Below are 25,974 nucleotides of genomic sequence, written 5' to 3'. Positions count from 1 at the left end.
GCCAAATCGAAAGCGGCTAGCCTGCCGGCGGAGAGCCGCTTCCGGACATGGGAACGTCTGGGCTCGCCAAGCGCTTGCGCCGCTTGTGCCCAGACCGGGCACGGCTCAGCTCATTCGCCCGCCGGGCCGTCGTTCGGCTCGCCGGACCGGGCGCATAGAGAGCCGCCTCGGTCAGGCGGGTCAGGGCCTCCACCCGTTCCGCATCTTCGCCCGCCCGGATAGAGAGACGGTCCGTATAGTTGCGCAGGGTCTCTCCAGGCCGACGGGTACCGTAGCGGCGGTAAACCCGCCGCCAGGCCCGGGCAAGCTCAGCCGGAACGGGAGTCCCGACGCCGATGCCGCCGCGGGCAACCGGCTGTTGACCGGACAGAGCTCCGGGAGCGCCGCTGCTCCGGGGGCGCCGCCCGATCCCCGCGAGGCCGATCAGGAGCATGTCGCACAGCGCGGCCGCTCCGGCAATCATCAGCCGGTCGCGGGAAGCGAAAGCGGCGGAGAGCCGGGAGCTGAGCGGCTGCCAAAGGTTCAGGTAGGCGTCGATCAACCAGCCGTCGACGCGGTCCTTCAGCCGGGCGAGCTTTGCCTCCAGGAAAGCGAGCAACTTGCCGGATGCGGCCGAATCCGCAGACGTGCCGGCCAAGGCGGCGGCCGGAGTCGGATCGAACGCACTCCAGCCGTAGCCGGGGAAGTAGACCTCCACCCAGGAATGGGCGTCGCTGCTCCGGACCGTCACTTGATAAGGAAGCGGCGATCCGCCGCCCGCAGAAACCGCTTCACCTGCCGGGTCCTGTGCCTGGTTCTGTGTCGGGTCCTGTGTCGGGTTCTGCGTCGGGTCCTGCGTCGGGTCCTGTGTCGGGCTCTGTGTCGGGTTTTGCGTCAGTTTCTCCGCCGCCTCGTCCGCGAGCGACCAGTCGCCGGGGGCGAAGCCCGCGGCGTAGCGGGCCGGAACGCCTGTCGCCCGAAGCAGGACGGCCATGGCGGTGGAGAAGTAGTCGCAGTATCCGGCTTTGCTTTGAAAGAGAAACGCATCGACGAAATCGGCTCCCGCAGGCGGAGCCGCCGCATCCAATCGGTAGGCATAATGGCTTTGCAGATACTCGCTGACCGCCGCCGCCTTGTCGTAAGGCGTTGCAGCGGAAGCGGTAATCTGCCGCGCCAGCTCCTTCACGCGCTCGGGAAGCTCCGCCGGGAGCTGGAGGTATTCCCCCGCAATGGCAGGCGGATACTCGGCTCCGCTTGCCCGCAACAGGGAGGGATCGCGCTCGGGGACAAGGCTCGTTGCCCGATAGGAGTCGGGCAGAGCTTGTCCGTCCGATGCCCGCGCCGTTCCATCCGCAGCCGAGACGCGGAGCCGTTCCAGCGGATACTCGGCTCCCGCCGCCGTATAGGCGGAATCCAGCGCGACCAGGTCGCCGCCGAAGAACAGCGCGCCGGGTCCGGTCCCCTCCATCCGGACCTGCTGAACCAGCAGGTCCTCCCTGGGCCGGACGGCGCCTTCGCTTCCGGCAAAATAAGCGCGCCGGCCGGTTGCCGCTTCCTCGATCCGGGGCGGAAGCCAAGCGCCGGCGTCCTCCGGCGCATCCGTCCAGCCCGCGCCGGTGTAGACGCTCTTGGTGATGCCGCGCCAGTACGCAGGCTTGGACGCGCGCGCCGTGAAGACGACGGCGGAGTCAAGCGCAAGCGGGCCGCCCAGACGGGAGGCGTCGGCGCTGTAGCCGGTCTTGGCCCGGTTCACCACGGCGCTGTGCGCGCCGTTAATTCCGAGCCGGTCCTGGAACAAGCGGCCCAGACTCGTCCAATCCGGCGGGGCCGAGCTGCGCGGCTCGCTCCCTCCCGCCGCCCAGCCCGCGGCGAGGCACAGGCCGGCGACCAGCGCCGCGGCCGGCAGCCACGAGGCGGGCCGGACCGGCCCAGGCCCGGGGCCGCCCGAAGCGCGGGCTTCCTCCCAAGCGGCCGCCCGAAGCGCCGCTTGCCGCTGAAGCGCGGCAAAGGCTAGGCCCAGGCCCGCCGTGCGGACCAAGGCGGCGGAGACATCGAGGCCGGCTGCGAACGAGGCGAAGGCCAGGCCGAACAGCACCGCACCCGCCAGCCACAGCGGCCGGCAGTACTCCACCAGCCAGAGCAGCACCGTGGCGAGCGCGATCCAGCCGAGCAGGAAGGCAAGCGTCCGGCTTTCCAGGCTGACGCCCGAGAGCAGGCCGCCGCCCGCCAGCAGCATATCCTCGCTTAACCGGGTATAGAAGCCCGCCCCTTGCCCGAAGCCGGGAAACCGGCCGTCGAAGAACAGCTGTCCGACCGTCCACAGGCAGACGGCGGACACCGCCAGCGGCTTCAGCGCCCGGGGAATGGGCAGGGCGACGAACAGCAGACCGAGCCCGAGGGCGGCATAGAACCACGCGCTCTCATAGACCTGGTCCATGGAGGTCAGCCGCAGCACCGCCTCCAGGCATTCCCGCAGCAGCAGGAACACAAAACCGGCGTAGACCAACCGCAGCGCGGCTCCGATCCGCAGCGCCGGTTCATCTGCCGCCTCCGAGGAACGGTCCGCAACGGACATATCCGTTCCGGGCAGTCCGGAAGCGTGAGGCGCCTTAAGCGATGCCGCCATGGCGGACACCCCCTTCGCCGTCCGCCGGCAGGAGAACGGTCCGGTAAGCGCAGCCGCGGCGGATCAACTCCGCCTCCCAGCGGGCATGGGCGGCGTCCCGTTCCTCGCGGGCGAGCACGTGAATCAGCACGGTCCGCCGGTGCCGGGCCAGCTCCCCGCAAGCTTGAGCCGCTGCCTCGTCGGGCGAAGCCGTAACGGCATAGACCGGAAAGCCGGGAAGCCCATCCAAGACCGCTTGGCGCAGGGTTACCGCGAAGGCGGTTCGCCCCTCCTCTTCCGAGCCGGCCGGACTCAGCAGGCCGGCAAGCTCGACTTGCAGCTCCTCCCAGTCGGCAAAAGCGGACAACGGCAGCCCGCGCTGCGCCGCCGGACGGAGGTGCGGCGCGCAGGCGAAGGCCGGTCGGACACCGCTCGCGAAGGCCGCAGCCAGAATCCCCGCCGCGACGGCGACCTCCGCTTCGAACCGGTCCGCGCGGCTCCCGCATAGGATTACGCTCAGCCGGTCCGAACGCTCCGCGCCCCGCTCCGCCGACTGGAGCGAGCCGGTCCGCGCCGTGGCGGGCCAATGAATCAGCCGCAGCGGGTCCCCGGGCTGATAGGCCCGAAGCCCCGCGAACGGCCCCGTTCCGGCGGCGCCACCGCCGTCTGCGCGCAGAGCGCTGCCGTTATCGGCTCGCCCGTCGGTGAGGGAGATGGGACAAGGCCGCGGCAGGACGGTTAGCACGCCATCCAGCGGCAGCCGCTTGGATACGGTCATAAGCCCGAACAGATCGCCTGTCACCAGGTCGATCGAATCCAGGCGGTATATGCCCCGCTCGAGGTCCCGAATGGCGTAGCGGCAGCCCACTGTCCGCCTGCGGCCGGGCTCAAGCAACCGGGTGGAGCGGTAACGTTCCCGGCCCGCCCCGTCCTTCCAGACGCTCCGTACCGTCAACCAGGGGAGCGGAATTCGGCCGGACAGGCGAAGCTCGAGCTTCACCTGCACCGACTCGCCCGCAGCCGTCTTCTCTCCCGAGAGCGAAACGGCAGCCGACGCTCCCTTCAGGCACAGGGCCGGAATCAGCAGCGCGTAGATCAGCAGCGCTCCGAGGCTCCCGGTCAGGAACCACGGCACAAAGCCGCCGCGCGCCACACCGAGAATGGCAGCGGCCAACCAGAACAAGACAAAAGCGGCAAACAGCCGGTAGCGTCCCATCACAGCCTCCCTCATGCGCGCGCCCTCCGGTCCGCGGCGGGAACGGGCGTTCGTTCCAACGCCTCGGCGATCGTCTGCTCGGCCGTGCGCCCTTCATACCGGGCGGACGGAGAAAGCACGAGCCGGTGGGCGAGAACCGCAGGCGCCAGCTCCTTGATGTCGTCGGGAACGGCGTAGCCGCGGCCGGCCATGAAGGCTTTGGCTTGGGCCGCGCGCATCAGCGCCACCGACGCCCGGGGGCTGGCGCCGAGGGCGATATCCGGGCTGCGGCGGGTAGCCGCCGCGAGGAGCGCGATATAGTCCCGAAGCGTTTCATCGACGTGAATTTTCCGCACGTTTGCTTGCAGAGCCAGCAGCTCTTCCCGCATCAGCACGGGACGAAGCTGGTCGAGCGGCGACTTCTCGCCCTGTCTGGCCAGGATGTCGGCCTCTTCGCGGATGCCCGGATAACCGAGCCGCACCCGCAGCAGGAACCGGTCGAGCTGCGCCTCGGGCAGCGTATAGGTGCTCTCGCCGTCCACCGTATTCTGGGTGGCGATCAGGATGAACGGGCGGGGTAGCGGATGCGTCTCGCCGTCGGCGGTGATCTGCCCCTCTTCCATCGCTTCCAATAATGCGGCTTGAACGCGGGCCGGGGTCCGGTTCAGCTCGTCGGCCAATACGAAATGGGCAAACAGCGGCCCCTTGCGGAACTCGAAGCTGTGCGTGACCGGATGATAGATGGATGTTCCCGTCATATCGGCGGGCAAGAGGTCGGGCGTAAATTGAATCCGGCTGAAGCCGCAATCGAGCGATCGAGCCAGCGCTTTGACGAGCAGGGTCTTGCCGGTGCCGGGCACGTCTTCGATCAGGACATGGCCGCCGGCCAGAATCGCGGCGACGCACCGTTCGATGGCTTCGCGCTTGCCGACCACCGCCTTCTCCACCTGGCGGATCAGCAAATCGGTGACCGGTTCGCCCCGGTCCCAAGAACTGGATAAAATGGGCATGACAACAGCCTCCGTATCGGACAGGATGCTATCATTTTTCCCATCTTCCTAGCGATTTAGACCCGATTTCCTCCGGTTGGAAGAAAAGGTTCATAGAACCCGGATTAAGCCCCCGGGGCCAGATTCGCACATTGGACCAAGCGAACCGGGCATTCCGCATCGACGATGCCCCCCGTTCCGTTCAGGGCATATCCGGTGATGCTTCCGCCCGCCAGCTCAATGGCCGTCCGCAGAGCGATCCGCCGTTCTCCGCCCGCCTGAACCGCCGATTTCACCAGCGGATACGAAGCGGTCTTTTCGCCGGGAAATTCCACCGCGACCGAAGACCCGCCTGCCGCCAGGGTCAGCCGGGTAAGGCCGATCTGCAGCCGCTCGCCATCCGGCCCCGCCGTGTACACGCCGCCCAACATGCGCGCCACGGCAGACAGCGGCACGGTGAACCGCCCTCCGTCCAATTCGTACTCGCCGTCGGTAAACGTCCAGCTCTTTCCGTTCACGCGCACCGTGAGCTTGCCGGGTTCCGGCGCAGGTCCCGCCGAACCGGAAACGGCCGCCAGCCCGGCGCTGCGATTCAGCCCGCCCGCAGGGGGGACCGCGATTGATCCCTCCGCCGGTCGGACCTCCGTATTCGTACCTGTCAACAGCGCATCCGTCCCTGCCGATAAGCCGGCTGCGGGCTTAACGGGCTCCGCCGCTTTAACCGCTTGGCTCGTATTTCCGTTCTCCGGAGTCTTCCCTTGCCCGGCAGTCTCCTCTCCCTTCGCCGTCGTGACAACTCCCGCAGGGCCTGCTGCCCCGCCGGAAGGCTCCCTAACCAGGAGAGTGCGATGCTCCGCGGCCTCCGCCAGCAGCTTCTCGAATGCGCCGAAGCCCAGGGCCCGCTGCCACTTCACCTTTCCCAGGCGAAACTGAACGGACTCGGGCGCCGCGTCCAGCCGGTCGAAGCGGTAGCCGTTCTCCTTGAAATGGCGGATGACCGCAGGCAGCGCCTTCACGGATTCCTCATGTCCGGCGCCGTCGTGCATCAGGACCACCATCCGATCCTTAAGCGGCGCGCCCAACACCGCCCGTTCGATCGCTTCGGCGGGCACTCCCCGGCGCGAGGCATCGGTGCTGTCCACGTTCCAATCGAACACCCGGTAGCCGCCCTGCTCCAGCAAGTAGAAATAGAACGAGTCAAAATTCGTGTACGAACCGCCGGGCGGCCGCACCAGCTCCGGCCGGAGACCCGCGATCCGGTAGAAGATAGCTTCAGTCCGGGTGATCTGATTCCAGAAGCCTTCGAACGAGCCGTACAGCTCCTTATAGACATGGTCGTAACTGTGGTTGCCGAGCGCATGCCCCTCCGCCACCACCCGCTTGGTGAGCTGCGGCCGCTGCTCCGCCAGTTCGCCCAGCTCGAAGAAGGTTGCCTTCACCTGCTCCCGCTGCAAAATATCCAGCACCTGCGGCGTCAGCTTGCTCGGGCCGTCGTCGAAGGTCAGGTAGACGACCTTGCCCCCTTCCTGCGACTCGGACGCATCGTCACCGCCCGGAGAGGCCACGCCTGGGGCGGCCGGAACGGAAATCCGTTTGCCGGAGCTGAGAGATTGATAGAGCTGATTCGCCGCCGAAGACGGGGACGCCTTGCTCTCGGCCGACAGCATGGCCGGGAAGCTTCCCCAGAGCAGCAAGAAGACGGCCAGCAAGGCCGTCCCTTTTCGAAAGAATCCGGTTAATCCGCCGCGGTTTCCGTTCATCGTAGTCCCTCCGTTATCCCATGCGCCGCTAAGGCGCTATCGAAATCGATTGATAGAGTATATGGGAGAGTAACGGAGGTTATGCCTGGCGTAAGGCTGACGGATAAATCGAAGCGTCACCGGATCAGGCGAAACCCGGCGCTCCGCTTCGGACGCTTTCCGCCGACCGGCAGTGCCGGCGCCTCGGCCTCTTCGCGGTCCGGGCGCAGCCAGCGCCAAATCCGGTCCATCACCAGCGTGACGTTGGAGCGTCCATTCGCGTCCATCAGATCCTTGCGGAAATAATCGGTGTGTCCGCCGCGGATGGCAACGGTCTGCAGCTCCCGGGGAGCGCCGATGCAGGGCCTTCCCCACCAGGTGACGTAATCGCCGATCGGCCCGGCCTTGCGCAGCAGCTTGACCCTCCCCTGCCAATCGGAAGCGATGCTATGCATGGGTGCGCCGACCAGGATCGCCTGCTCCACCGGGTATCCCCGGTCCGCCAGCAGCTTGGCCGTCTTGTAGGCCGCCACCCCGCCGCCGCTGTGGCCGATCAGCACGATCTCCCCGCCGCCTTCGCGGTCGTAATCGCGGCGGATTTCCCGGAAAGCGCGGTGGCCGCCCGCATTGCGGTAATACTTGACGTACATGTCGCGGCTGACCTTGAGCGCCTGCCTGGCCAGAAACCGCCGGAACCGCTTCGTAGGAACGTCGTCCATCCAGCCGTACGGGTAAATGTCGCGCACCCGGACCGGCGAGAGGCCCGCCGCCGTGTAGCGGTGGACGAGGTCGGCCATCGCCGCCCCGAACGGATTGCCCGATTTCCACGTTCCGATGCCCGACAGAAAGTAGACCGACTTGACCGGAACTTCCGCTCCAGCGGATCTCTCCTGCCGGTCGGTTGGTACCGAATTCGTTTCGCTCATTGCCGTCGCCTCCCCGCCCATGCCTCATTGGCTATTCTTAACGAATCCTTGCGGCACTTCAAACACCCCGTCAGCGCGGCGATGGCCGAACCTGCCGTGCCAAAAGGGTTCGTCGGGGCTCGCTGCCGCTCTCGACGAACCCTTCGGATAAGCCTGTATCCTCGCTAACGCTAAGCCTGTCCAGCGTCCGCCCGTTCCTTCAAGTCCTCCAGCGCGGCATCCGCATGACCGGCCACCTTCACTTTGCGCCATTCCCGAAGCAGCGTACCGTCTTCCCCGATCAGGAAGGTAGACCGTTCGATGCCTTCGTACTCGCGCCCGTAGTTTTTTTTCAGCTTCCACACGTCGTAGGCCTTGGCCGCTTCATGCGTCTCGTCGGAGAGCAGCACGAACGGCAGGCCGTATTTGTCGGCGAACCGGGCATGCGACCTCGCCGGGTCGGCGCTTACCCCCACGACCACCGCGTTCAATCCCTCAAACTCCCCATGCCGGTCGCGGAAGTCGCACGCCTCCGTCGTACATCCCGGCGTCATATCCTTCGGATAGAAATACAAGACCACCGAGCGTCCGCGAAAATCGCTCAGCCGAACCGTCTCGCCCGCTGCGTTCGGCAGCTCAAACTCCGGAGCAGGCTTGCCCATTTCCAGTGTCATTCCAATCCCTTCCCTTCGTCTTAACGTCTTTCCTTTATTGTACCAAACTTCCGAGGCATGGGAAAAAGCCGCTCCCGGGCGAGCGCCCGCAAACGGCGATGGGCTGATCGGATTTTGTTACCGCAGTCCGTTCATAAACCAGTAAATACCGAGCGCCATCATGACGGCCAGCAGCGCCGCGCAGACCGCGAACCCGATCTCGGGACTGTAATTGTCGATGAGGTACCGAAGCTTCTCCCGCCGAGACAGCTTCGCGTAGACCGGAGCCTCCAGCTTGTGGTAGCCGATCAGCGAATGATAAGCCTCCGTCACCTTGGAAAACACCGGCCCGCCCGGATAGGAGGGCTCGTCGTCGTCCTTGTTTTTATGCCGCTTGGCCAGGATCAGGTACTTGGATTCGACCTCATCCTCCCCCGCTTCGCTGGCCAGCCCCAACAAGGCGAGGGCATCCGTTCGTTCCAGCATGGCGATGCTCCTTTCGCGCTTTCGCGGCGAATTTTCCCGCTCGTTGTCAGGATGAGCGCGTGCGGCACAGATTATGCAAACCCGCCGAATGAGGGCGGCCGGCTTCTGACATACTTTTCGTATTGCGGCTTATCCGCCTGAGACCGTATAATGGAACAGGCACTGTCTTTTTTTCGACAGGCTTCGGGGCCGGAACTGCCCCTTAAGACACAGAAATTGGCACAAGGAAACGGGAACGTCCCGCCTCCCCGGAAGGAGTTTGTGAATGCGCAAAGCAATCAAATGGCTCGCGCTGACTTTGTCTTTTGTCGCTTTGATTTCGGTCGGGTATTATGGTTATTCTTTATACAGCTCGTTGAACGGCCTCCACAAGGGAGGAGCCATCTCCAACACCAACACCGGTACGGCCGGCGGAAACAAGGAACCCGCCTCCACGTACGTTCCGCCGGAATGGGTCGGCAAGGACCGGGTCAATATCCTCCTGCTCGGCGGCGACTCGCGGGGCAAGAAGGAAGGCGAGATCCCCCGTTCGGACTCGCTCATTATCGCCTCCATCGACCCGGTGACCAAGAAGGCCGCCCTGTTCTCAATCCTGCGCGACACGTGGGTCAGCATCCCCGGCCACGGCAAGGAGCGGATCAACGCCGCTCTCGCCTACGGAGGTCCGAACCTGGCCGTCGAGACGGTCAGCGAATTTACCGGCCTGCAAATCCAGTATTACGTGTACACCGACTTTCAGGGCTTCATGTCGCTCGTCGATTCCATCGGCGGGATCGACATCGATGTCGAAAAGGATATGAACTACGAGGACGCCTGGGACAAACATGAATTCGACATCCACCTCAAAAAGGGCTTCCAGCACCTCGACGGCAAGACCGCGCTGCAGTACGTCCGCTTCCGCCACGATGCGACGTCGGACTTCACGCGCACCGAGCGCCAGCGCAAATTCCTCACCGCCGTCGCCCAGAAGATGCAGAGCACGACGAACATCCTGAAGCTGCCGAAGATCATCTCGGCGATGGACCCTTACATCGATACGAACCTGTCGGTCAATGACATGCTTCGCTTGGGAACGCTGGGCTATAAGGTCATGGCCGGGACCGTCGCCAGCCAGCAGCTGCCTCCGAGCAAGCTCGTTCAGGAACTGAACGTAGGCGGAGCCCAGGTTGTCGGGACAGACCAAGCTGCCGTGCAGTCGTTCATTCAGGAGTTTCTGGAGGAGCAGCAGGCGTCGCCCTCTCCCTCGGATTCGGCCTCTCCGGGTGCTTCCGGTGCGATGCCGACGCCCTCGGCCAGTCCGTAAGCGGAATAGCCGGGAATGGCATGATTCAGAGCAGCATACGCGGCGGAATGCCGCCCGTTCACAAACGAGGGATTCCGTCAGACCCGCCGGGCTTAGGCCAAGGGCAGTCGGACGGCGCCCTCGATTTTCTATTAAGGAGTGTATCGACGGATGAACCGCCCCCGTTCCGAAGCGTTATACCAGGAAGCCCTCACCCACATTGTGGGAGGAGTCAATTCGCCCTCGCGTTCCTTCAAGGCCGTCGGAGGCGGCGCCCCGGTCTTCATGCAGCGCGGCCAAGGCGCCCACTTCTGGGATGAAGACGGGAACCGCTACATCGATTACTTGTGCGCCTACGGCCCGATTATCCTCGGCCACGCCCATCCGCACGTCACCGAAGCGATCGTTCGCGCCGCGCAGACCGGCGTGCTGTACGGCACCCCGACCGAGCTGGAAATCAAGCTCGCCCGGATGCTGAAGGCCGCCATCCCGTCGATGGACAAGGTCCGCTTCGTCAACTCCGGCACGGAAGCCGTCATGACCGTCATCCGCGTCGCCCGGGCCTTCACCGGCCGCAGCAAGATCATCAAGTTCGCCGGCTGCTACCACGGCCACTCCGATCTGGTGCTGGTGGCAGCGGGCTCCGGTCCCTCCACGCTAGGTACTCCCGACAGCGCAGGCGTTCCGCAGAGCATCGCCGGCGAGGTCATCACCGTGCCGTTCAACGACCTGGACGCGCTCGCGGCGGCGCTCGACCGCTGGGGCGCGGAGACCGCGGCCGTGATGGTCGAGCCGATCGTCGGCAATTTCGGCATGGTCATGCCGCAGCCGGGCTTCCTCGAGGGCCTCGGCAAGCTGGCCCGCGCCCACGGCGCCCTCGTCATATACGACGAGGTGATCACCGCCTTCCGTTTCCATTACGGTTCGGCCCAGACCTACGAAGGGCTCGTGCCGGAGCCGCTCCGCGTCTCCAGCCTGGACGGCCCGTCGGCCGGCGAAGCGCTCGCCGCCGACGCTGCCGCAGCCCGCGCCGCCTTCTTCCGCGCGATCGAACCGGATCTGACCGCCCTCGGCAAGATCATCGGCGGCGGTCTGCCGATCGGCGCTTACGGCGGCCGGCGCGAGATCATGGAGCAGGTCGCACCGCTCGGACCGGCCTACCAGGCCGGGACGATGGCGGGGAACCCCGCTTCTATCGCGAGCGGAATCGCCTGCCTGGAAGCGCTGGCCGAGCCGGGCATCTACGAGCAGATGGACAAGCTGGCCATCCGGCTCACCGAAGGCATCGCCGAATCGGCGGCCCGCCACGGCATACCGCTGACAATCAACCGCATCCGTGGCTCGTTCTCGACGCATTTCTGCGCCCACCCCGTCACCAACTACGACGAGGCCAAGGATACCGACGGCGAGGCGTTCGCCCGGTTCTTCCGGCTGATGCTGGACAAGGGCATCTGCCTCGCCCCGTCCAAGTACGAAGCCTGGTTCCTGACCACGGCTCATACCGACGCCGACGTCACTTACACGCTGGAAGCGGCGGAAGCGACGTTCGCCCATATGCAGGAAAGCGACAGGTAAGAACGGCTGCCTTAAATCGCACACCCCGAATCCAAAAAGCCACTGCAACCTCGCAGTGGCTTTTTGACGTTCTCTGCGCCGCAGCGCGTGGAAAAGGCCGCCCCTGGAGGACGGCCTTGGACAAACTCACATACCTATTCAGACAATCGTGATCTTAAAACGATGAAAGCCCTGCCTCTCTTCCATCCTTGCGGCTCCGATGACCGCGCCAGTGTGAATTAAGCTTTGTCGAACCTGTCGTTGGAATCGTATCGCCGGTGGGATCTTCGTAAATCCTGGAAGGAAGGATAGTTTGCGTAGCGGGGATTCAATTCGTTAACAGGCAAGTATGGGGTTGACTGAGTCTGATACAAGATTGAACTATACAGGAGTTTTAAAATTTTGTCAAACTTCTGCCTTGACGATCGTTCCATTATACTCTTTCTTTCTCTTTCTTCGGCGGGAAGCCGACCCTTATACTGAAAGGGCAGTCGACCACAATTCAATGAACGATGCCGCATGCATGCGCGCATCCAGATGGGAGGGATGGCTATGATCCCATCCGCTTATACCTACCTCGAACGAATCCCTTCCGCGGACGAGCACCGCGCCCTCTGGGAAGCCGTGGGCTGGGGGCCGCTCGATGCCCGAATGGCCGTCGCCTCGCTCGCGAATACGCTCCACGGGGTGGTCGTCTATCACGGAGAACAATTGGTCGGAATGGGCCGGATGGTCGGCGACGGCGCCATGTATTTCTATATCCAGGACGTGGCCGTCCTGCCGGAGCACCAGCGGCAAGGGATCGGGCGCGGCGTTTTGGAGCGTCTGATCCGCTATGCCCAGAGCCGGCGGAGTCCGGAAGGGCTCGCGTTTACCGGACTGTTTGCAGCCGAGGGAACCGAAGCCTTCTACGAAGCCTTCGGCTTCCGCAACCACACCCCCGGCATGACCGGGATGTTTACCGTCTACGAATGAACCAAAAGATAACCAATCGGGAGGAATCATCATTACGACAAACCATGAAGAACGCTTGGCCCGGTGGGGCTGGGACAGCGAGTGGGCCGAGGCCTTTGTCCCCTACGCCGCGCTCGGGCACATTCCCGGTCGCGTGACGGCCGAGCACAAGCATATCTATACCGTTCAAACCGCACAAGGCGAGCTGCTTGCCGAGGTAACCGGCAAATTCCGCTTCGCCGCTTCGGAGCGGGAGGATTACCCCGCGGTCGGAGACTGGCTGGCTCTCTCTCCCCGCTATGAGGACGGAAGAGCCTCCATCCATGCGATTCTCCCGCGGCGCAGCAAGTTTTCCCGGAAGATCGCCGGGAATACGACCGACGAGCAGATCGCGGCCGTCAACGTCGATACGGTGTTCCTGATCGCCGCTTTGAACGGCGACTTCAATCTCCGCCGGCTGGAGCGGTATCTCATTCCCGCCTGGGAGAGCGGGGCTCAGCCGGTCATCGTGCTGAGCAAGTCCGACCTGTGCGACGATCCGGCCTTGTTCGTCGCCGAGACGGAGGGCATCGCTCCGGGCGTCCCGGTCCACGCCGTCAGCGCCGTAACCGGTGCGGGCATGGACGGGCTCGCCCCCTATTTGACCGCCGGCCGCACCCTGACCCTGCTCGGTTCGTCCGGCGCCGGCAAGTCCTCGCTGACCAATTTCTTGGCCGGAAGCGAGGTCATGTCCACCGGCGGCATCCGCGAGGACGATTCGCGCGGCCGCCACACCACCACCCACCGCGAGCTGATTCCGCTCGCCGGGGGAGCCTTGATGATCGACACTCCGGGAATGCGCGAGCTGCAGCTTTGGTCGGCGGAGGAAGGCATGACCGCCGCCTTCGCCGATATCGAGGAGCTGGCCGAAGCCTGCCGGTTCGGCGATTGCACGCATCGCAAGGAGCCCGGCTGCGCCGTGCAGGAAGCGCTGCGGGCGGGAACGCTGGAGCGCAGCCGCTACGACAGCTTCCGCAAACTGGAATCCGAGCTCGCCTTCGTCGCGCGCAAGGAGCAGGAAAAGCAGCGCGCCCAGGAGAAGGGCGGCCGCAAGCAAGCCCAACCCACACGCGGATCGCGACAAATCGAATCGGAGGATTGACCACAAGCACAAGCCGAAGCCGTCAAGGACTTCGGCTTTTATTTTTTGGATAGGAATCGGAAAGCTCGCGGAGCCGGATACGGACACAGAACGTTTGTTTGTATGTTCGCTTTGGGGGAAGGTATAATATGCCAGTAAATCGTAAAGGGAGGGACAGGATGAACGTTTTATGCATTTCGGCATCCAACATGACGAATCAGGCCTTAACCGATAGCACATCCGTTAGAATATGCAAGATGATCATGGAATGCTTATCGGAAGAGCTTTATTGCGGAGAGATCATCGACTTGCGAACCCGGCAGCTCCAGCCTTGCACAGGGTGCGGCCAGTGTTACCGGACGCATCGATGCGTCTGCGATACAGCCTTTAACCTCATTTATGAGAAGATCATCCGCAGTGACAGGGTGTTTATCGTGTCTCCCCATTACGCTCCGATACCGGCGAAATTAAGCATGATTTTAGAAAAGATGGAGCAAATCACATTTTTGCACTGGGCGAAGGACAATCGCTACCAATCCGAGGTTTATGGCATTCCGACCGGAATCCTTTCCCACGGCGGCGGGTCAGACTGGGCATTGTCCAGTTACAAAGCGATGGTCAATGATACGATAGCCAACGCTCTGGATACGATTCAATTAAGGGTCATCCCGTTTTCGGAGGAATGGGATACCGGCATCTCCCTCCCCGTGAAAACCGCCGTAAACCGTCCCGATGAGATTTTTCCAAAGCAGGAGTATGACTGGGTCAACCTAAGAGAGAAAATCGAAAAATACCTGTCTCGATTTCCCAAAGAAGCCGGAACGAATCATTAAAGACAAACCCTCCGCAACTCCCCCGCCCGGCGTATCGTCTTTTCCCTATATCCCCTGAAAGAGGTGCTCCATGAAAAAGTTCCTGCTCGGTCTGCTCAGCGGCGCTCTTCTGGCCGGCTCGACCGCGGCCATTGCCGCTCCCTCCCTGCAAGCAAAACTGACCTCCGCTTTATTTGAAATCAACGGTCAGAGCGTCCACCCGGACAGCGCCAATCCGGCTATTGAGGTGAATGGGCGCACCTATGTGCCGCTCCGCTTCGTGGCCGAAGAGCTGGGGGCGGTCGTCGGGTACGAGGCCGACTCAAAGACGGTTCGCATCCGGAACGGCCCTCTGACCGTCGCCGATCCCAACTTTCCCGGCGTTTCGGTCGGCAACCTCGTCCTTACCCGCTCCGGCGGCAATACGGCCATCACCGGCCACTTGCAATATGCCGGCACAGGAAACAGCCTCAACCGGCTGGAAGCGCGGCTGACCTTCTACGATGCCGCGAACCGCAAGCTGGGCGCCGCTGCGATCAAGGGAGACGCCTTCGGCGTGGAAACGAAGACCTTCTCCGCTTCGGGAAGCGGCGACCTGCGCGCCTATCAAACCGTCCTGCTGGATATCTTGTCCGTCAATGGGACGTCCGTCTCCCCGGCTCCGACCTTCCTTTACGAGGACCGGAAACAGGGCTTCTCGCTCGCCCTGCCCGACTATTGGAAAGGAAAGTTCACCGTTGAGACCCAGACCGATCCGGACACCGGGGTCGTCTCTCTCCGCTTCGTCGACAAGGCCAACCAAGCCGTCGGCGGAACCGTCTTCACCCTGCAGATCAGCCCGAAGAAGCAGTGGGAACAATCGGGAAAAGCCATCCTGGAAATCGTCCCTTCCTGGGTGCTGGGCGAAACCGGAGGCCGGGTGTTCGCAATGATCGCCGCTTCCGACGTCCAGTACAACACGCAGGACCCGGCCCTCACCGAGGAATACACCCAGATGAGGCAGTCCTTGGAACGCGTTCGGGTATCGTTCGCTCCGCTTCGCTAAGCGGGGGAGCCTGAGGAGCGGGAATCCGTCCGCAGCGGCCTTACGCAACAAATAAGCCCGTCTCCAAGGAGGCGGGCTTCCCAAGCGAAGGGGGCGGAGTCGTTCTGGAAAAGCGCAGCGCTCGCCTTTGTCCCCGGATTTCAACCTTAGCAGACTCATTCAGAAATCCGGGGGCAACAGCGATTGGAAGAACGATCCGGACCCGCAGCGCCCATCCATGAATGGCCCGTACCCGCAACGCCCATCCAAAAAGCCCGCCTCCGAAGAGGCGGGCTTATTCCACCAGGTACGATCAGGCCGACTGAACCGGCTGGGCGGCGCGGCGGCCTGCAATCCATTTCCGGCCGAGTCCGACCAGATCGGTGATGACTCCGGCGACAATCAGCATCAGGAACGGCATCATCCCGAGCGTGTAGCGGGTTTCCGGTATGAACAGCAGCTGCACGAAGAGGAACAGGAAGAAGTGCACGGCGAGGAACCGGTACGGCCGGCGGATGAACGGCATGATGGCCGCAAGCGGCATCCCGTAGTACACGAGGAATTTGTGCAGCTTGCGCAGCACGGTTTCCCAGGGCTTCCACGTGAGATAGTCGAAGTAGTTCGCTGCGTATATCCCTCTCAGGAACATCGCCTTGGTCTTGCCGGTGGTGAACCAGCGAATCCAGGTGTTGGGGTCGTCCTTCAACCCCTGCTTGATCCGCTCCAGGCCTATTTCTGTCTGGTGATCGTAGTCGATGTCGTTCCAGGGGATCGACTTCTTGAAATACGGCTCCGTCCCGGCCAGAAAGGGATTGCCCGATCCTTGAGACAGGAGAATAAACTTGTCCAGCGTGATCAGGTTGCGGATCCACCAGGGCAGCATGCACACGGCGAAGGCCGCGGCGCCGAAGGCGATCTGCTTGAGGAAGAGCTTCTTGTGCTTGATCCAGAGGAACAGATACGGCACAACCGTGATGATGATGGTGTTGGGCCGCACCAGCGTGGCGAGGGCCGCCAAGGCTCCGGCGATGATATGATCCCTGGGCTTGTTCTCCTGGATGATCTTCACCTGGTAATAGACCGCGGCGAGGAACAGCAAGAGGAACAGATTCTCGGTCAGGATGAGACCGGTCACGAACAGATAAGGGCCGTAGACGGTGGCGATGCCGGCCGCAATCAACCCGGCCGCCCGATTAAATAAGCGGCAGCCGATCCGATAGAGAAAATAGATGGTGCCCGTCATGAACAGGCAGTTAAAAATGCGGATTACATAGAGCGTATGGAGCATATCGCCGTAGCCGAACACTTTGAACACGCCGACCAGGAACAGCGGCCAGCCGGGCGGAACCTTGGCGTTCGGAGCCTCCGACTTGTAGCCGTAGACGCCGTCCTCGATAATTTGCGCCGCCATGACAGTGTAGTTGTACTGGTCGTTCTTGATCTGGGGAAATTTGTAGTGGGACACATAGTCAAACCGCATGAAAAAGGCGATTGCCAACACGAGCACGATCAGGTATTTGGCCGATTTTTTGAATAGATTGCCGCTTGCTGCCACTGGTTTGATGTCAACCCCTCTTTTCGAGACGATGGTTGCCCTTGCTGCCCGTTGCTGGGTTTTGGGCATACTTTCTTCATTCTATCATCAGGTCGCCGTTAACTCAATGCGCTGGCGTTTCTTGTCGAAGACCAGCCCCACTCGCGTTGCGTTGCAGAATTCCCGCAGGGGCACCATGAGCTCGCCGTCCTTCATTTCCGGCGTCAGTCCGGACAGAGGAATGTCGTTGCCGTTGACGCTCAGGACTCCCCGGGTTTCTTTGTTTTCCAGCGTCCGGTCCCCCTGCTTCATCCGCCCGATCAACGTCTCCGGCTTCTCTCCCGCCTTCGAGCCGTTCATCCGGTAGCCGATCCGGTCTGCCCGGGTGTCAATGCCCTCCATGGTGGTGAACATGAAGTCGATTCCTGCCGCCTTGGCCACCTCCAGCGTAGTCAGGCTGTATTTGCCGTAGGGGAAGCAGAGCACGCTGAGCTTGTTGCCGAGCTCGGCCTTCAGGCGTTCCTCCGCCTTCGTCAGATCGTCCGAAATCCGCTTGCGGTATTCCTCCGCGGTTTCCATCCGCTTCTCTTTCTTCAGGTACTGGGCGTGCATGAGCGCGGGCTTCTGCGAGCCCTTGGCGTCCACGGCGACGGTAATATGCTGATCGTAGGTGTGGCTGTAGAAGCTCATTCCGTCCTGCTTCATCTTGCGGATCTGGTCCCATTTCAGCTTGGGCGATCCCGCCTTCTTGGGGTCGTCTACGCCGGATACGATCAAGAAGTTGGTCGCGGTGTAGCCGAATTCCTTCAGGATCGGATAGGCGTAGGTATAGAAGGTTTCGTACCCGTCGTCAAAAGTGAGCAGCACGGCGTTGTCGGGAACCTTTCCTTTATTCAAGATGAAGTCGGCGTACTGGTCCATGGAAATCACGTGAAAGCCCTCGTCCCGGAGCAGCTCCATCTGCTTGCGGAAGTCGGCCACCGTGATGGAGGAACGGCCGGGCTGATCCTTCGGCCAGATGTCGTGATACATCAGCGTCTGGACGCGGTCGGTGTAATAGACGCCCTTTGCGGGCGGAGTGTCGTTCTTCGCCGAGGCGGTCCAGTTGACCTCCATCCCCAGGCTCTCCTTCAAAAAGGATGCCGGAACGTACAGTTCATCCTGCTTCGTCTCCGTGGACGGCTTCTTGACCTCGCTGCCGTTAACGAAAAATTGGTAGGAGCTTTTGCCGGTAAGCCCGCAGGAAGCAAGAATCAGCGATAGAGCAATGAGGACGAGAAGCGGCGGCACCAGCTTGCGCGTGTTCAATGTAAAATAGACCTCCCCTTTATTCCAAAAGCAAGTATACGGGATCGACCCGTTTCCGTAAAGAAGCCGCGTCGCATCTTAAGAGTTTCTTTACCATTCTTAAGAAACCCCTTAAATAGGGACGAACGAACGCCCGGTTTGGTTGCGGTTTACGGCAATTCCCTTGCTCGCTCCCGCCGGGAGCCGCAATCTGCTATACTTCTCGAAGGGGAGGAAACCGCATGAAGACCCTTGTCATCGCCGAAAAGCCGGATATGGGGCGCAACATCGCCGCCGCCATCGAACCGAAGGCGGCCAACCGGCGGACGCACCTGGAAGGCGAAAGCTACATCATCACCTGGGCGATCGGCCACCTCATCACCTTGGCCGAGCCCGACAAATACGACGACAAATACAAGAAATGGCGGATGGCCGACCTGCCGATCATCCCCGACACCTTCAAGCTGATTCCGGTCTACCGCACGAAGGATCAATTGAAGGTGATCGCGGAGCTCGCCAAGCAGTGCGGCCGCATCGTCAACGCCTGCGACGCCGGGCGCGAGGGGCAGCTCATCTTCGCCTATATCCAGCAGCACCTGAAGCTGCGCCAGCCGGTCGACCGGCTGTGGATCTCGGATCTGACGGCGGAGACCATCCGCCGCGGCTTCCGCGAGCTGAAGAGCGGCGCGGACTACGACAACCTGACCCGGGCGGCGCGGGCCCGCAGCGAAGCCGACTGGCTGATCGGCATGAACGGCTCGCGGGCGTTTACCGTCAGGCACAACGAGCTGCTCTCCGTGGGGCGCGTGCAGACGCCGGTTCTGGCGCTCATCTACGATCGGCAAAAGCAGATCGAGGCGTTCACCTCGGCGAAATTTTACGAGGTGGAGGCTTTTTTTCGCCAGGACGAAGCCCGCTATCGCGGGCTGTGGCAGGGCGAGCGAATCGCCGACCCGGACAAAGCCAAGGCGATCGCCGCCAAAGTGGCGGACAAGCCGGGCCGGATCGCCTCCTATGATATCAAGGAAACGAAGGAATATCCCTATAAGCTGTATGACCTGACCCTGCTTCAGCGCGAGGCGAACGCAAAGCTCGGCTTCTCCGCCAAGAAGACGCTGGATCTCGCCCAGGGGCTGTACGAAAAGCACAAGGTCATCTCCTATCCCCGGACCAACTCCAATTACGTCACGGAGGAAAACCTGCCGGATATGCGCAAGTCGCTGGAGATGCTGAAGTCCACCGCCTACGGCGAGTTGGCGGCGGGTGCCGATCCGGCGCGGGTGCACAAGAACAACAAGGCGGTCTGCAATCCGGCCAAGGTCGAGGATCACCATGCGATTCTGCCGACGCTGAAGAAGCCGGGCGCGCTCTCTCCGGACGAGCAGAAGGTCTACGACCTGGTCGTTCGCCGCTTCCTCGCCCAGTATTATCCTCCGGCGGAATATAAGGTGCACACCGTGCTGACCGAGGCGGAGGGCGAACGCTTCAAGACGACCGTCAAGGAGCTGCTGGCCGAAGGCTGGAAGGCGATTTATGCCGGTGAGGAAGCCGCCCGGAAAAACCGGCGGAATGCGAAGGCCAAGGCGAACGAGGCCGGGCCGGACTCCGACGATCCGAGTGCCGAGGAGGAAACCTCCTCCCCGTTCGTGCTGGATGGCGCGCGCCCGGTACACTGCGAGGAAGCGAATGCCGTCGAGAAGGAAACGCAGCCGCCCAAATCCTATACGGAAGGCACGCTGCTGAAGGCGATGGAAAGCGCGGGCAAGCAGGTCGAGGACGAGGAGCTGCGCGACGCGATGAAGGATTCGGGGCTCGGTACGCCGGCCACCCGGGCCGCGACGATCGAGCGGCTGAAGCAGGTCGGCTACATCGACATGCAGGGCAAAAAGATCGCCGTTACCCCGAAGGGGCGCATGGCGATCGAGCTGATCCGCGGCGCGGGCGTCGAGCTGCTTGCCTCCCCGGAGATGACCGGCCAGTGGGAGCGGCGGCTGAACGACATCGCCCGCGGCCAAGCCGACAGCGCCGCCTTCATGGAGAAGGTGAAGCAGTTCGCGCGGCTGATCGTGGACAAGGTCAGCCGCCAGGCGGCGGCGGACAAGACCGCCTTCGGCGAGACCGCCGGCGCGGGACGGCCGGGCGGCGCACGCGGGCGCGGTACGGGCCGGGGTGCGGCAGGCGGGGACACCGCCGCGAGAGCCGCCGGGACGAAGCGGGCCTCGGCGCGCGGCGGGAGCGGCGCGGCGGCGAAGAGCGCGGGCCGCACCGGCGGCGCATCGGCGGCGCAGGCGGCCGCTGGCAGCAGGCGCGGGTCGGGTGGAGCGCCGGCCCCGAGCGCGGCCGCCGAGGTTCGAGCCCGCGCATCCGCAGCGACGTCCGGCAGCGATTCGCGCGCCTCGGCGGCCGCTCCGGCAGCGGCCGGGGAGCGGCCTCGGGTGGCCCGCTGCCCGCGGCCGGGCTGCGGCGGCGAGCTGTTCATGGGCCGCCGGGGCTACGGCTGCAGCCGCTACAAGGAAGGCTGCGGCTTCGTGATCTGGAAGGACAGCTTCGGCAAATCGCTGTCCGACAGCATGGTGCGCCAGCTCGCCGAGAAGGGACGCACCGGCAAGCTGAAGTTCAGCGACGCGGACGGCTCCTTCGACGGCCGGCTCGTCCTGCGCGATCCGGCGACGGGTGCGCTGGAGCTGCACCGAGCCGAATAGGAGCCAAGCCCGTCGGGGGCAGGAAGCGATCGCAAGCCGCCGCAGATGGCGCGTCTAAAGCTTCCTTGCCGTCAGGGCAAATCAAACAGGCCGTTTTCCGACGGGAGTCGTTCCCGCCGAAAACGGCCTGTTTGGCGATCGCGGCCTGCGGCCCGGTGCGCCAAGAAGATTACGCCTCCTGAGCCCGCCGCCACTGCCCCCGGCCGTCCTCCAAGGAAAGGCCGTCTTCATGGCGTTTAACCCAGCCGATGATCTGCGCGTCGCTGCGAATGTTGAGCAGCAGCCGAATTTCCCGGAGCGACGCCTTTTCTTCCAAACGGAGACGCACCGCCTCCGCTTTGATCTCGGGCGAATACGATACGAACGATTGGCCTCTCCGCGCCATGGCGTTGCGCTCCTCTCTGTGCGATGGGGCTGCCCCTATCCAAAGGGTAAAGCAATCTCTCTTTTTATTGGACGATTCCGTTTGCCGTTTCCAGGCGGCGGGCCAGATCGGCCACCTCGCGCGGGGCGATCGGACGCTTCAGCTTCTCCGCTTCCTTGCGCACCTGCGAGAGCAGATCCGCTCCGCCGATTCGGTTCATCTCCACCCCTTGGAGGCTGAGCACATGCTCCAGCGAATGCAGGCCGGAATGCTTGCCCAACAGAAAGCTGTGCTCCCGGCACAGTTCTTCCGGCTCAAAGCATTGGTACACGGACCGGTTCTTGATCAGGCCGTCCACATGGATGCCCGATTCGTGCGCGTAGACCAGGCTGCCGACGATCGGCTTCGCCTCCGGCATGCGGCGGCCCGAGGCCTGGGTGACGTAATCGGCGAGCGGCTGGAACCATTCCGTCTGTAGCACATCGCAGCCTTGGTAGAGATGGCGCCAGGCCATCGAAACCTCTTCCATGGCCGCATTGCCGGCCCGTTCGCCGAGACCGGCGACGGTCGTGCTGGCGATGGCCGCACCGGCCGCCAAAGCGGCGAGGGTGTTCGCCGTGGCCAACCCGAAGTCGTTGTGGCCGTGGAATTCCAGCTCTGTATCCGAAGGAACAGAGTCGACGAGCGTCTTGATCCGTTCCGTCGTGGTCACCGGGTTCAGAGCCGACACCGTATCGGCATACCGGAAGCGGCGCACACCATCTTCATAGAGTGTATTGATCACGAGCGACATAAACGAAGGGTCCGCCCGCGAAGCATCTTCCAGTCCGATCGAGACTTGAAGCCCGCGCTTCATCCCGTAGTCAGCCGCCCGCCGGATCAGCGATAGCGCCCCGGACTTCGTCAGGCCCAGCTTGTCGCGGATATGCAGCTCGGAAGCGGGAAGAGTGACGTGCGCCCAACGGGCACCGGTTCGGAGCGTCGCATCGAGATCCCGGGCGAGCGCCCGGTTCCAGGTGGAAATCACCACCGGCAGCTCCAGCTCGACGATGCTGCGAATGGCGGCTTCCTCGTCCGCGCCCATCGCCGGCGTGCCGACTTCGATCTGCTGCACGCCCGCTTCGGCGAGCATCCGGGCGATCTGCCGCTTTTCCTCCGCCGTAAATGCCACTCCCGCAGCCTGCTCTCCGTCACGCAGTGTCGTATCGCAGTACCCGATTCGCTTCATGGTGCACCTCTTTCGTTTCCGTTCGTTTTGATGTCATTAAACTTAACAACATCTTCATTATACAAAGTCAATCGTTCTTTTTCAAAGCTGTTTTTAGATATAAACGTTCTAATAATTAGATATATCTTCCGAATTAATTCCACTCTTATCCACTATTCTGCCGCATCCTTGTCATCCTCTTGCCCGCTCTGTCTAGCGAAAGACACCGGGCAGCAGCCGGCAGGCAGTTCTCCCGATAAACAGCGCCGAAGTCTTTTGCAGAATGGATAACATCCCGCTTGTCCGGTCGGGGTGCCTAAGCAGGCAGGCTTCCCCCTAACAAAAACCGCCCTTCCCGGAGAAGAAAGGCGGCTATCGGATGATGAGTCGTGTTTGCGTTTTCAAGGGACGTCGATTCCGGAAGTTAGGGGGTCGCCATCCGCCGACGAATCTCGCGGAACTGCTCCTCTCGCTCTTCTCGGCTGAGCTTCGGGCAATTGTAGCAGTAACCATACCCGTTATCTGTCTTGTAAGCGAGGCAGCAGGCGGCGCGGATCAACACCTTCGCCCCCGGCTCGTAGGGGCTGTCGACGCTGCGGAACCGGACGGCCAGCGGATTGCGGCTTCCCGTCCCGAAGATCTCTCCCGGCATCTCCTGCATGAGATACGAGAAGTCGTGCGCAAGCCGGCTGCCGTACGGCTCGGGCAGCTCCTTCGCTTGCAGCCGGTCCCAGCCATAGCGCAGACTGGTCGCAAGCAGCGCCCACAGCGTCTGCGGCTGAACTGCCGCGGCGGCGGCCACCGACTCGAACAGCGGGCGGACGAGCTCTCCGTAAAAGCGGTCCATGCCTGCCCGCGCCGCGCTACCCCGGCCAACGCCTGCGGGAAGCGGCCGAAGCTCGGCCGTCTTCAGGAAGAACGATAAGGAAACCGCCGGTCCTTCGCCCGACAGGTACAGGAACGTGTTTTCCGGCTGGAGACGAAGCTCCGCCGAAGCCTGAACCAGCGTCTCCTGATAGGCTCCCGAGAGCCGAGCGAGCCAGGAGGCCAAGTACGTGCCCGCTACGTCCAGCGTCCGCGCCCGCAGCCGCGACGCGAAGGCTTGGGCGAAGACGAGCGCCCCTTCCGGCCGGGCCAGCTCCGCAAAGGAAAACCCTGCGGCGTCGGCAGGCTCTTCCGTGACAACGCCGTAATAAGCGGCGATTTCGGGGTCGATCACCGTCGCGCCGATACCAGCGCCTCCTTCTGCGAGGGAACCCGGACAGGCTCCGAGGCTTTTCCGGCCAATTCATAAGGCAGGCACAGCGGTACGCCGGTGCGGGGGTCGGCCACCAGATCGGCCTCGATCCCGAACACCTGACGCAGCACGTCCGGCGTAACGACCTCGGTCGGCGTTCCTTCGGCCACGACCCTGCCCTCGCGGATGGCGACCATGTGCTGGGCGTAGCGGGTCGCATGGTTGAGGTCGTGGACAACCATCACGATGGTTCGCCCCTCCTCTTCGTTCAGCTTTTGCAGGAGCTTGAGCACCTCCAGCTGATGCGCCATGTCCAGGTAGGTGGTCGGCTCGTCGAGGAACAGGATGTCCGTCTCCTGGGCGATCGCCATGGCGATCCAGGCGCGCTGCCGCTGCCCGCCGGACAGCTCGTCCAGGGAGCGCAGCGCGAGCCCGGCCATGCCGGTTACTTCCAGCGCGGACCGGATCGCATCCTTATCCTTCGCGGTCAGGGAACCGAAGCCGCGCTGATGGGGAAACCGGCCGAAGGAGACGAGCTCGCTGACCGTGAGTCCCTCCGGAGCGCTCGGATTCTGCGGCAGAATGGCAAGCTGCCTCGCCACCTCCACCGTGGACTGGGAGTGGATCGACTTGCCGTCCAGGTACACTCCGCCGCGCTGCGGCTTCAGGATGCGGGCCATCGTCTTCAGGAGCGTCGATTTGCCGGAGCCGTTCGCGCCGACGAGCGCCGTAATCTTTCCTTCCGGCAGCGATAAGTTCATGCCCTCCACGATCAGGCGGTCGGCATAGGCGATATCGAGAGCTTTCGTCTCCAAGGTGTTCATGCGGATTCCTTCCCTTTCTTCATCCGATCTTCATTTTGATATTATCAATGATAATCGTTATCAATTAGATTCGTCAATCGGTTCCGCTCAAATGGATTCCAATTGAAAAGCTTCCTCCACGAAAAAGCGCCTGCCGACAGCCGGGTTCGTTCGCTCAGGCCCCTCAGCCCTGCGTACGTCCGACTGTCGTCAGGCGCCGATCGGATGGCCGACCGTTCTGTTCTCGTTCTACTGCCTGGGCTTGTACACCAGTGTCAGCTCCAGGATCTCGGAGCGGCTGGCCAACCGGATGGCCGGCCCCCAGGTGCCGAAGCCGGACGAGACGGCGACGTGCATCCGCTCCTTGCGCATGTAACCCCAGTCCAGCTCGTACATCCGTTTGGTCACCCAATGGTTGGGCGCGAACTGCCCGCGGTGCGTATGCCCCGACACCAGCAGATCCGCTCCCGCCGCCGCCGCTTCCGCGAAGCCGTACGGCTGATGGTCCATCAGTAGAATGGGCTTGGCCGGGTCGAGCCCGGAGAGCAGGTCCGACACCGCCCGTCGGCCGCCTTGCCCTCTCCCCTCCGCTGTCTTGTCCTTGCGGCCGACCACGTAGAACGCTCCGTCCACCAGAATGGCTTCGTCGAGCAGCACGGGAATGCCGATCGCTTTCATCCGTTTTACGTACTCCTCGATATGGCCGCCGTAATATTCGTGGTTGCCCAGCGAGGCGTAAATGCCGTGCTTGGCCTTCAGCTTGCCGAAGGTATCGGCCATCCGGTTGCGCACAAACGGCTCGATGTCCTCGTCGATGACATCACCCGGCAGCAGCACCACATCCGGCTTTAACTCATTCATCCGCTCGACCATCCGTCCCAGATGGCGGTTGCCGACGATGTTCCCGAGGTGGATGTCGGAGGCCATGATCACGTTTAGCCGCCCATTCTCGCCCAGCGGCTTGTCGATCTCCAGCTCATACGAGCGGACGACCGGCGACCAGGCGTTCCAGGAGCCGTAGAGAAGAATAAATGCCAGGAGGGCCGCAACCGTCCAGCCGCTGCCCAGAATCATCCCGGTCCGGTCCGCTCCGGCAGCCGTTCCGATTGCCACGGCCAGGTCCGCGAGGGGAAGCAGGATCAGCAGGTATTCCAGCAGGCCGAAGTAATACGAGCCTACCACCTTAAGAAACCTCGTTACTCTGCCCTGACCAAAGGGAAGCCGACCCGCCAGATAGGCCACCGCGAGCACCGCGAGCACCGGCCAATAGGCCCAGCCGTTTACCGCCGCTCCGGCGGCATCCAGGAAGACCAGCCCGTTCCAGCCGATATAATAAGTGAGCGCCGCGTACACGCCCAAGAAAACAATACCGATTCCGATCATGCGCCATTTCACCGGCAATGCCCTCTTTCCTTCACCAAGATAGCGAACTTGTCACCGATTATATCACATTCTCTCAAAAGTTCCTTCGAGCCGGGGGCTCCGCGGCGCATCCCCCACTCGGGACTTCATCTACTTTTGACGGCGCTTTCTTTTTGTCGTT

At 63.0% G+C, this 25,974-nt stretch carries 20 protein-coding genes and 1 pseudogene; 7 read left to right on the top strand and 14 right to left on the bottom strand.

Features of this window, described 5'->3' with window-relative positions; genetic code table 11:
- Nucleotides 1-16 precede the first annotated feature (16 nt).
- The 7 genes from ACSEXS_RS01260 to ACSEXS_RS01230 form a co-directional block, all read right to left on the bottom strand.
- Nucleotides 17-2,605 carry a transglutaminaseTgpA domain-containing protein gene (locus ACSEXS_RS01260; RefSeq protein ID WP_438431371.1) on the bottom strand — a complete coding sequence of 863 codons (2,589 nt, stop codon included), beginning with the start codon at nt 2,603-2,605 and terminating at the stop codon, nt 17-19.
- Nucleotides 2,589-3,815, bottom strand: coding sequence for a DUF58 domain-containing protein (locus ACSEXS_RS01255; RefSeq protein WP_438431370.1), 1,227 nt, complete (start codon nt 3,813-3,815; stop codon nt 2,589-2,591). The genes ACSEXS_RS01260 and ACSEXS_RS01255 overlap by 17 nt, the downstream gene beginning before the upstream one ends.
- The gene (locus ACSEXS_RS01250; RefSeq protein WP_438431369.1) at nt 3,812-4,789 is read right to left on the bottom strand and encodes an AAA family ATPase; all 978 of its coding nucleotides are present in this window, start codon (nt 4,787-4,789) and stop codon (nt 3,812-3,814) included. Before ACSEXS_RS01250 ends, ACSEXS_RS01255 begins: the two co-directional genes overlap by 4 nt.
- Before the next feature lie 104 nt (nt 4,790-4,893).
- The gene (locus tag ACSEXS_RS01245) at nt 4,894-6,528 is read right to left on the bottom strand and encodes a polysaccharide deacetylase family protein (RefSeq protein WP_438431368.1); all 1,635 of its coding nucleotides are present in this window, start codon (nt 6,526-6,528) and stop codon (nt 4,894-4,896) included.
- 116 nt (nt 6,529-6,644) lie between these two features.
- Entirely contained in the window at nt 6,645-7,433 is a 789-nt protein-coding gene (locus tag ACSEXS_RS01240; RefSeq protein ID WP_438431367.1) for an alpha/beta hydrolase family protein, read from the bottom strand.
- A 170-nt stretch (nt 7,434-7,603) separates the two neighbouring features.
- Nucleotides 7,604-8,086, bottom strand: a complete 483-nt coding sequence (gene bcp / locus ACSEXS_RS01235) for a thioredoxin-dependent thiol peroxidase (protein WP_438431366.1) — start codon at nt 8,084-8,086, stop codon at nt 7,604-7,606.
- A gap of 117 nt (nt 8,087-8,203) precedes the next feature.
- Nucleotides 8,204-8,551, bottom strand: coding sequence for a hypothetical protein (locus tag ACSEXS_RS01230; protein ID WP_438431365.1), 348 nt, complete (start codon nt 8,549-8,551; stop codon nt 8,204-8,206).
- Between the two features lie 265 nt (nt 8,552-8,816).
- On the opposite strand from ACSEXS_RS01230, the gene ACSEXS_RS01225 reads away from it, so the two are divergent.
- The 6 genes from ACSEXS_RS01225 (at nt 8,817) to ACSEXS_RS01200 (ending at nt 15,318) form a co-directional block, all read left to right on the top strand.
- On the top strand, nt 8,817-9,854 hold the full coding sequence (locus ACSEXS_RS01225; protein ID WP_438431364.1) for an LCP family protein: 1,038 nt from the start codon (nt 8,817-8,819) through the stop codon (nt 9,852-9,854).
- 150 nt (nt 9,855-10,004) lie between these two features.
- Complete coding sequence (locus ACSEXS_RS01220; protein ID WP_438431363.1) at nt 10,005-11,408, top strand: aspartate aminotransferase family protein; 1,404 nt, start codon at nt 10,005-10,007, stop codon at nt 11,406-11,408.
- Nucleotides 11,409-11,939: 531 nt separating this feature from the next.
- A complete protein-coding gene (locus ACSEXS_RS01215) occupies nt 11,940-12,362 on the top strand; it encodes a GNAT family N-acetyltransferase (RefSeq protein ID WP_438431362.1) in 423 nt (140 codons plus the stop codon).
- Between the two features lie 55 nt (nt 12,363-12,417).
- Complete coding sequence (gene rsgA / locus ACSEXS_RS01210; protein WP_438431361.1) at nt 12,418-13,482, top strand: ribosome small subunit-dependent GTPase A; 1,065 nt, start codon at nt 12,418-12,420, stop codon at nt 13,480-13,482.
- A 158-nt stretch (nt 13,483-13,640) separates the two neighbouring features.
- The gene (locus ACSEXS_RS01205) at nt 13,641-14,294 is read left to right on the top strand and encodes an NAD(P)H-dependent oxidoreductase (RefSeq protein ID WP_438431360.1); all 654 of its coding nucleotides are present in this window, start codon (nt 13,641-13,643) and stop codon (nt 14,292-14,294) included.
- 70 nt (nt 14,295-14,364) lie between these two features.
- Nucleotides 14,365-15,318, top strand: coding sequence for a copper amine oxidase N-terminal domain-containing protein (locus ACSEXS_RS01200; protein WP_438431359.1), 954 nt, complete (start codon nt 14,365-14,367; stop codon nt 15,316-15,318).
- Between the two features lie 292 nt (nt 15,319-15,610).
- Here the strand turns inward: ACSEXS_RS01200 and ACSEXS_RS01195 are convergent, their stop codons facing one another.
- Both ACSEXS_RS01195 and ACSEXS_RS01190 read right to left on the bottom strand, forming a co-directional pair.
- Nucleotides 15,611-16,921, bottom strand: a complete 1,311-nt coding sequence (locus ACSEXS_RS01195) for a glycosyltransferase family 39 protein (RefSeq protein WP_438431358.1) — start codon at nt 16,919-16,921, stop codon at nt 15,611-15,613.
- Nucleotides 16,922-16,939: 18 nt separating this feature from the next.
- Nucleotides 16,940-18,139 (bottom strand): polysaccharide deacetylase family protein, encoded by a 1,200-nt coding sequence (locus ACSEXS_RS01190; RefSeq protein WP_438431357.1) that lies wholly within the window; start codon nt 18,137-18,139, stop codon nt 16,940-16,942.
- 221 nt (nt 18,140-18,360) lie between these two features.
- Between ACSEXS_RS01190 and ACSEXS_RS01185 the strand changes: the two genes are divergently transcribed.
- Nucleotides 18,361-20,820, top strand: a complete 2,460-nt coding sequence (locus ACSEXS_RS01185) for a type IA DNA topoisomerase (protein WP_438431356.1) — start codon at nt 18,361-18,363, stop codon at nt 20,818-20,820.
- 184 nt (nt 20,821-21,004) lie between these two features.
- Here the strand turns inward: ACSEXS_RS01185 and ACSEXS_RS01180 are convergent.
- The 5 genes and pseudogenes from ACSEXS_RS01180 to ACSEXS_RS01160 all read right to left on the bottom strand — a co-directional run.
- Nucleotides 21,005-21,205 (bottom strand): annotated as a pseudogene (locus ACSEXS_RS01180) (transposase); the annotation flags it as partial.
- A gap of 64 nt (nt 21,206-21,269) precedes the next feature.
- The gene (locus ACSEXS_RS01175; protein WP_438431355.1) at nt 21,270-22,412 is read right to left on the bottom strand and encodes a hydroxymethylglutaryl-CoA lyase-like TIM-barrel protein; all 1,143 of its coding nucleotides are present in this window, start codon (nt 22,410-22,412) and stop codon (nt 21,270-21,272) included.
- Between the two features lie 403 nt (nt 22,413-22,815).
- Nucleotides 22,816-23,610 carry a (2Fe-2S)-binding protein gene (locus ACSEXS_RS01170; RefSeq protein WP_438431354.1) on the bottom strand — a complete coding sequence of 265 codons (795 nt, stop codon included), beginning with the start codon at nt 23,608-23,610 and terminating at the stop codon, nt 22,816-22,818.
- Nucleotides 23,607-24,452, bottom strand: a complete 846-nt coding sequence (locus ACSEXS_RS01165) for an ABC transporter ATP-binding protein (protein WP_438431353.1) — start codon at nt 24,450-24,452, stop codon at nt 23,607-23,609. Before ACSEXS_RS01165 ends, ACSEXS_RS01170 begins: the two co-directional genes overlap by 4 nt.
- 228 nt (nt 24,453-24,680) lie before the next feature.
- On the bottom strand, nt 24,681-25,826 hold the full coding sequence (locus tag ACSEXS_RS01160; RefSeq protein WP_438431352.1) for a metallophosphoesterase: 1,146 nt from the start codon (nt 25,824-25,826) through the stop codon (nt 24,681-24,683).
- Between the last annotated feature and the right edge of the window lie 148 nt (nt 25,827-25,974).

It is taken from the genome of Gorillibacterium terrae, from assembly GCF_051594785.1.
GTDB lineage: Bacteria > Bacillota > Bacilli > Paenibacillales > NBRC-103111 > Gorillibacterium.
The sequence above is the reverse complement of the archived record's forward strand: the minus strand, read 5'-3'. Positions and strand labels throughout refer to the sequence as shown.

What these genes read in the sequence shown, in the direction of transcription:
- ACSEXS_RS01260 (WP_438431371.1), bottom strand. Translation starts at nt 2,605, where the DNA reads ATGGCGGCATCGCTTAAGGCGCCTCACGCTTCCGGACTGCCCGGAACG.
- ACSEXS_RS01255 (WP_438431370.1), bottom strand. Translation starts at nt 3,815, where the DNA reads ATGAGGGAGGCTGTGATGGGACGCTACCGGCTGTTTGCCGCTTTTGTC.
- ACSEXS_RS01250 (WP_438431369.1), bottom strand. Translation starts at nt 4,789, where the DNA reads ATGCCCATTTTATCCAGTTCTTGGGACCGGGGCGAACCGGTCACCGAT.
- ACSEXS_RS01245 (WP_438431368.1), bottom strand. Translation starts at nt 6,528, where the DNA reads ATGAACGGAAACCGCGGCGGATTAACCGGATTCTTTCGAAAAGGGACG.
- ACSEXS_RS01240 (WP_438431367.1), bottom strand. Translation starts at nt 7,433, where the DNA reads ATGAGCGAAACGAATTCGGTACCAACCGACCGGCAGGAGAGATCCGCT.
- bcp (WP_438431366.1), bottom strand. Translation starts at nt 8,086, where the DNA reads ATGACACTGGAAATGGGCAAGCCTGCTCCGGAGTTTGAGCTGCCGAAC.
- ACSEXS_RS01230 (WP_438431365.1), bottom strand. Translation starts at nt 8,551, where the DNA reads ATGCTGGAACGAACGGATGCCCTCGCCTTGTTGGGGCTGGCCAGCGAA.
- ACSEXS_RS01225 (WP_438431364.1), top strand. Translation starts at nt 8,817, where the DNA reads ATGCGCAAAGCAATCAAATGGCTCGCGCTGACTTTGTCTTTTGTCGCT.
- ACSEXS_RS01220 (WP_438431363.1), top strand. Translation starts at nt 10,005, where the DNA reads ATGAACCGCCCCCGTTCCGAAGCGTTATACCAGGAAGCCCTCACCCAC.
- ACSEXS_RS01215 (WP_438431362.1), top strand. Translation starts at nt 11,940, where the DNA reads ATGATCCCATCCGCTTATACCTACCTCGAACGAATCCCTTCCGCGGAC.
- ACSEXS_RS01205 (WP_438431360.1), top strand. Translation starts at nt 13,641, where the DNA reads ATGAACGTTTTATGCATTTCGGCATCCAACATGACGAATCAGGCCTTA.
- ACSEXS_RS01200 (WP_438431359.1), top strand. Translation starts at nt 14,365, where the DNA reads ATGAAAAAGTTCCTGCTCGGTCTGCTCAGCGGCGCTCTTCTGGCCGGC.
- ACSEXS_RS01195 (WP_438431358.1), bottom strand. Translation starts at nt 16,921, where the DNA reads ATGCCCAAAACCCAGCAACGGGCAGCAAGGGCAACCATCGTCTCGAAA.
- ACSEXS_RS01185 (WP_438431356.1), top strand. Translation starts at nt 18,361, where the DNA reads ATGAAGACCCTTGTCATCGCCGAAAAGCCGGATATGGGGCGCAACATC.
- ACSEXS_RS01175 (WP_438431355.1), bottom strand. Translation starts at nt 22,412, where the DNA reads ATGAAGCGAATCGGGTACTGCGATACGACACTGCGTGACGGAGAGCAG.
- ACSEXS_RS01165 (WP_438431353.1), bottom strand. Translation starts at nt 24,452, where the DNA reads ATGAACACCTTGGAGACGAAAGCTCTCGATATCGCCTATGCCGACCGC.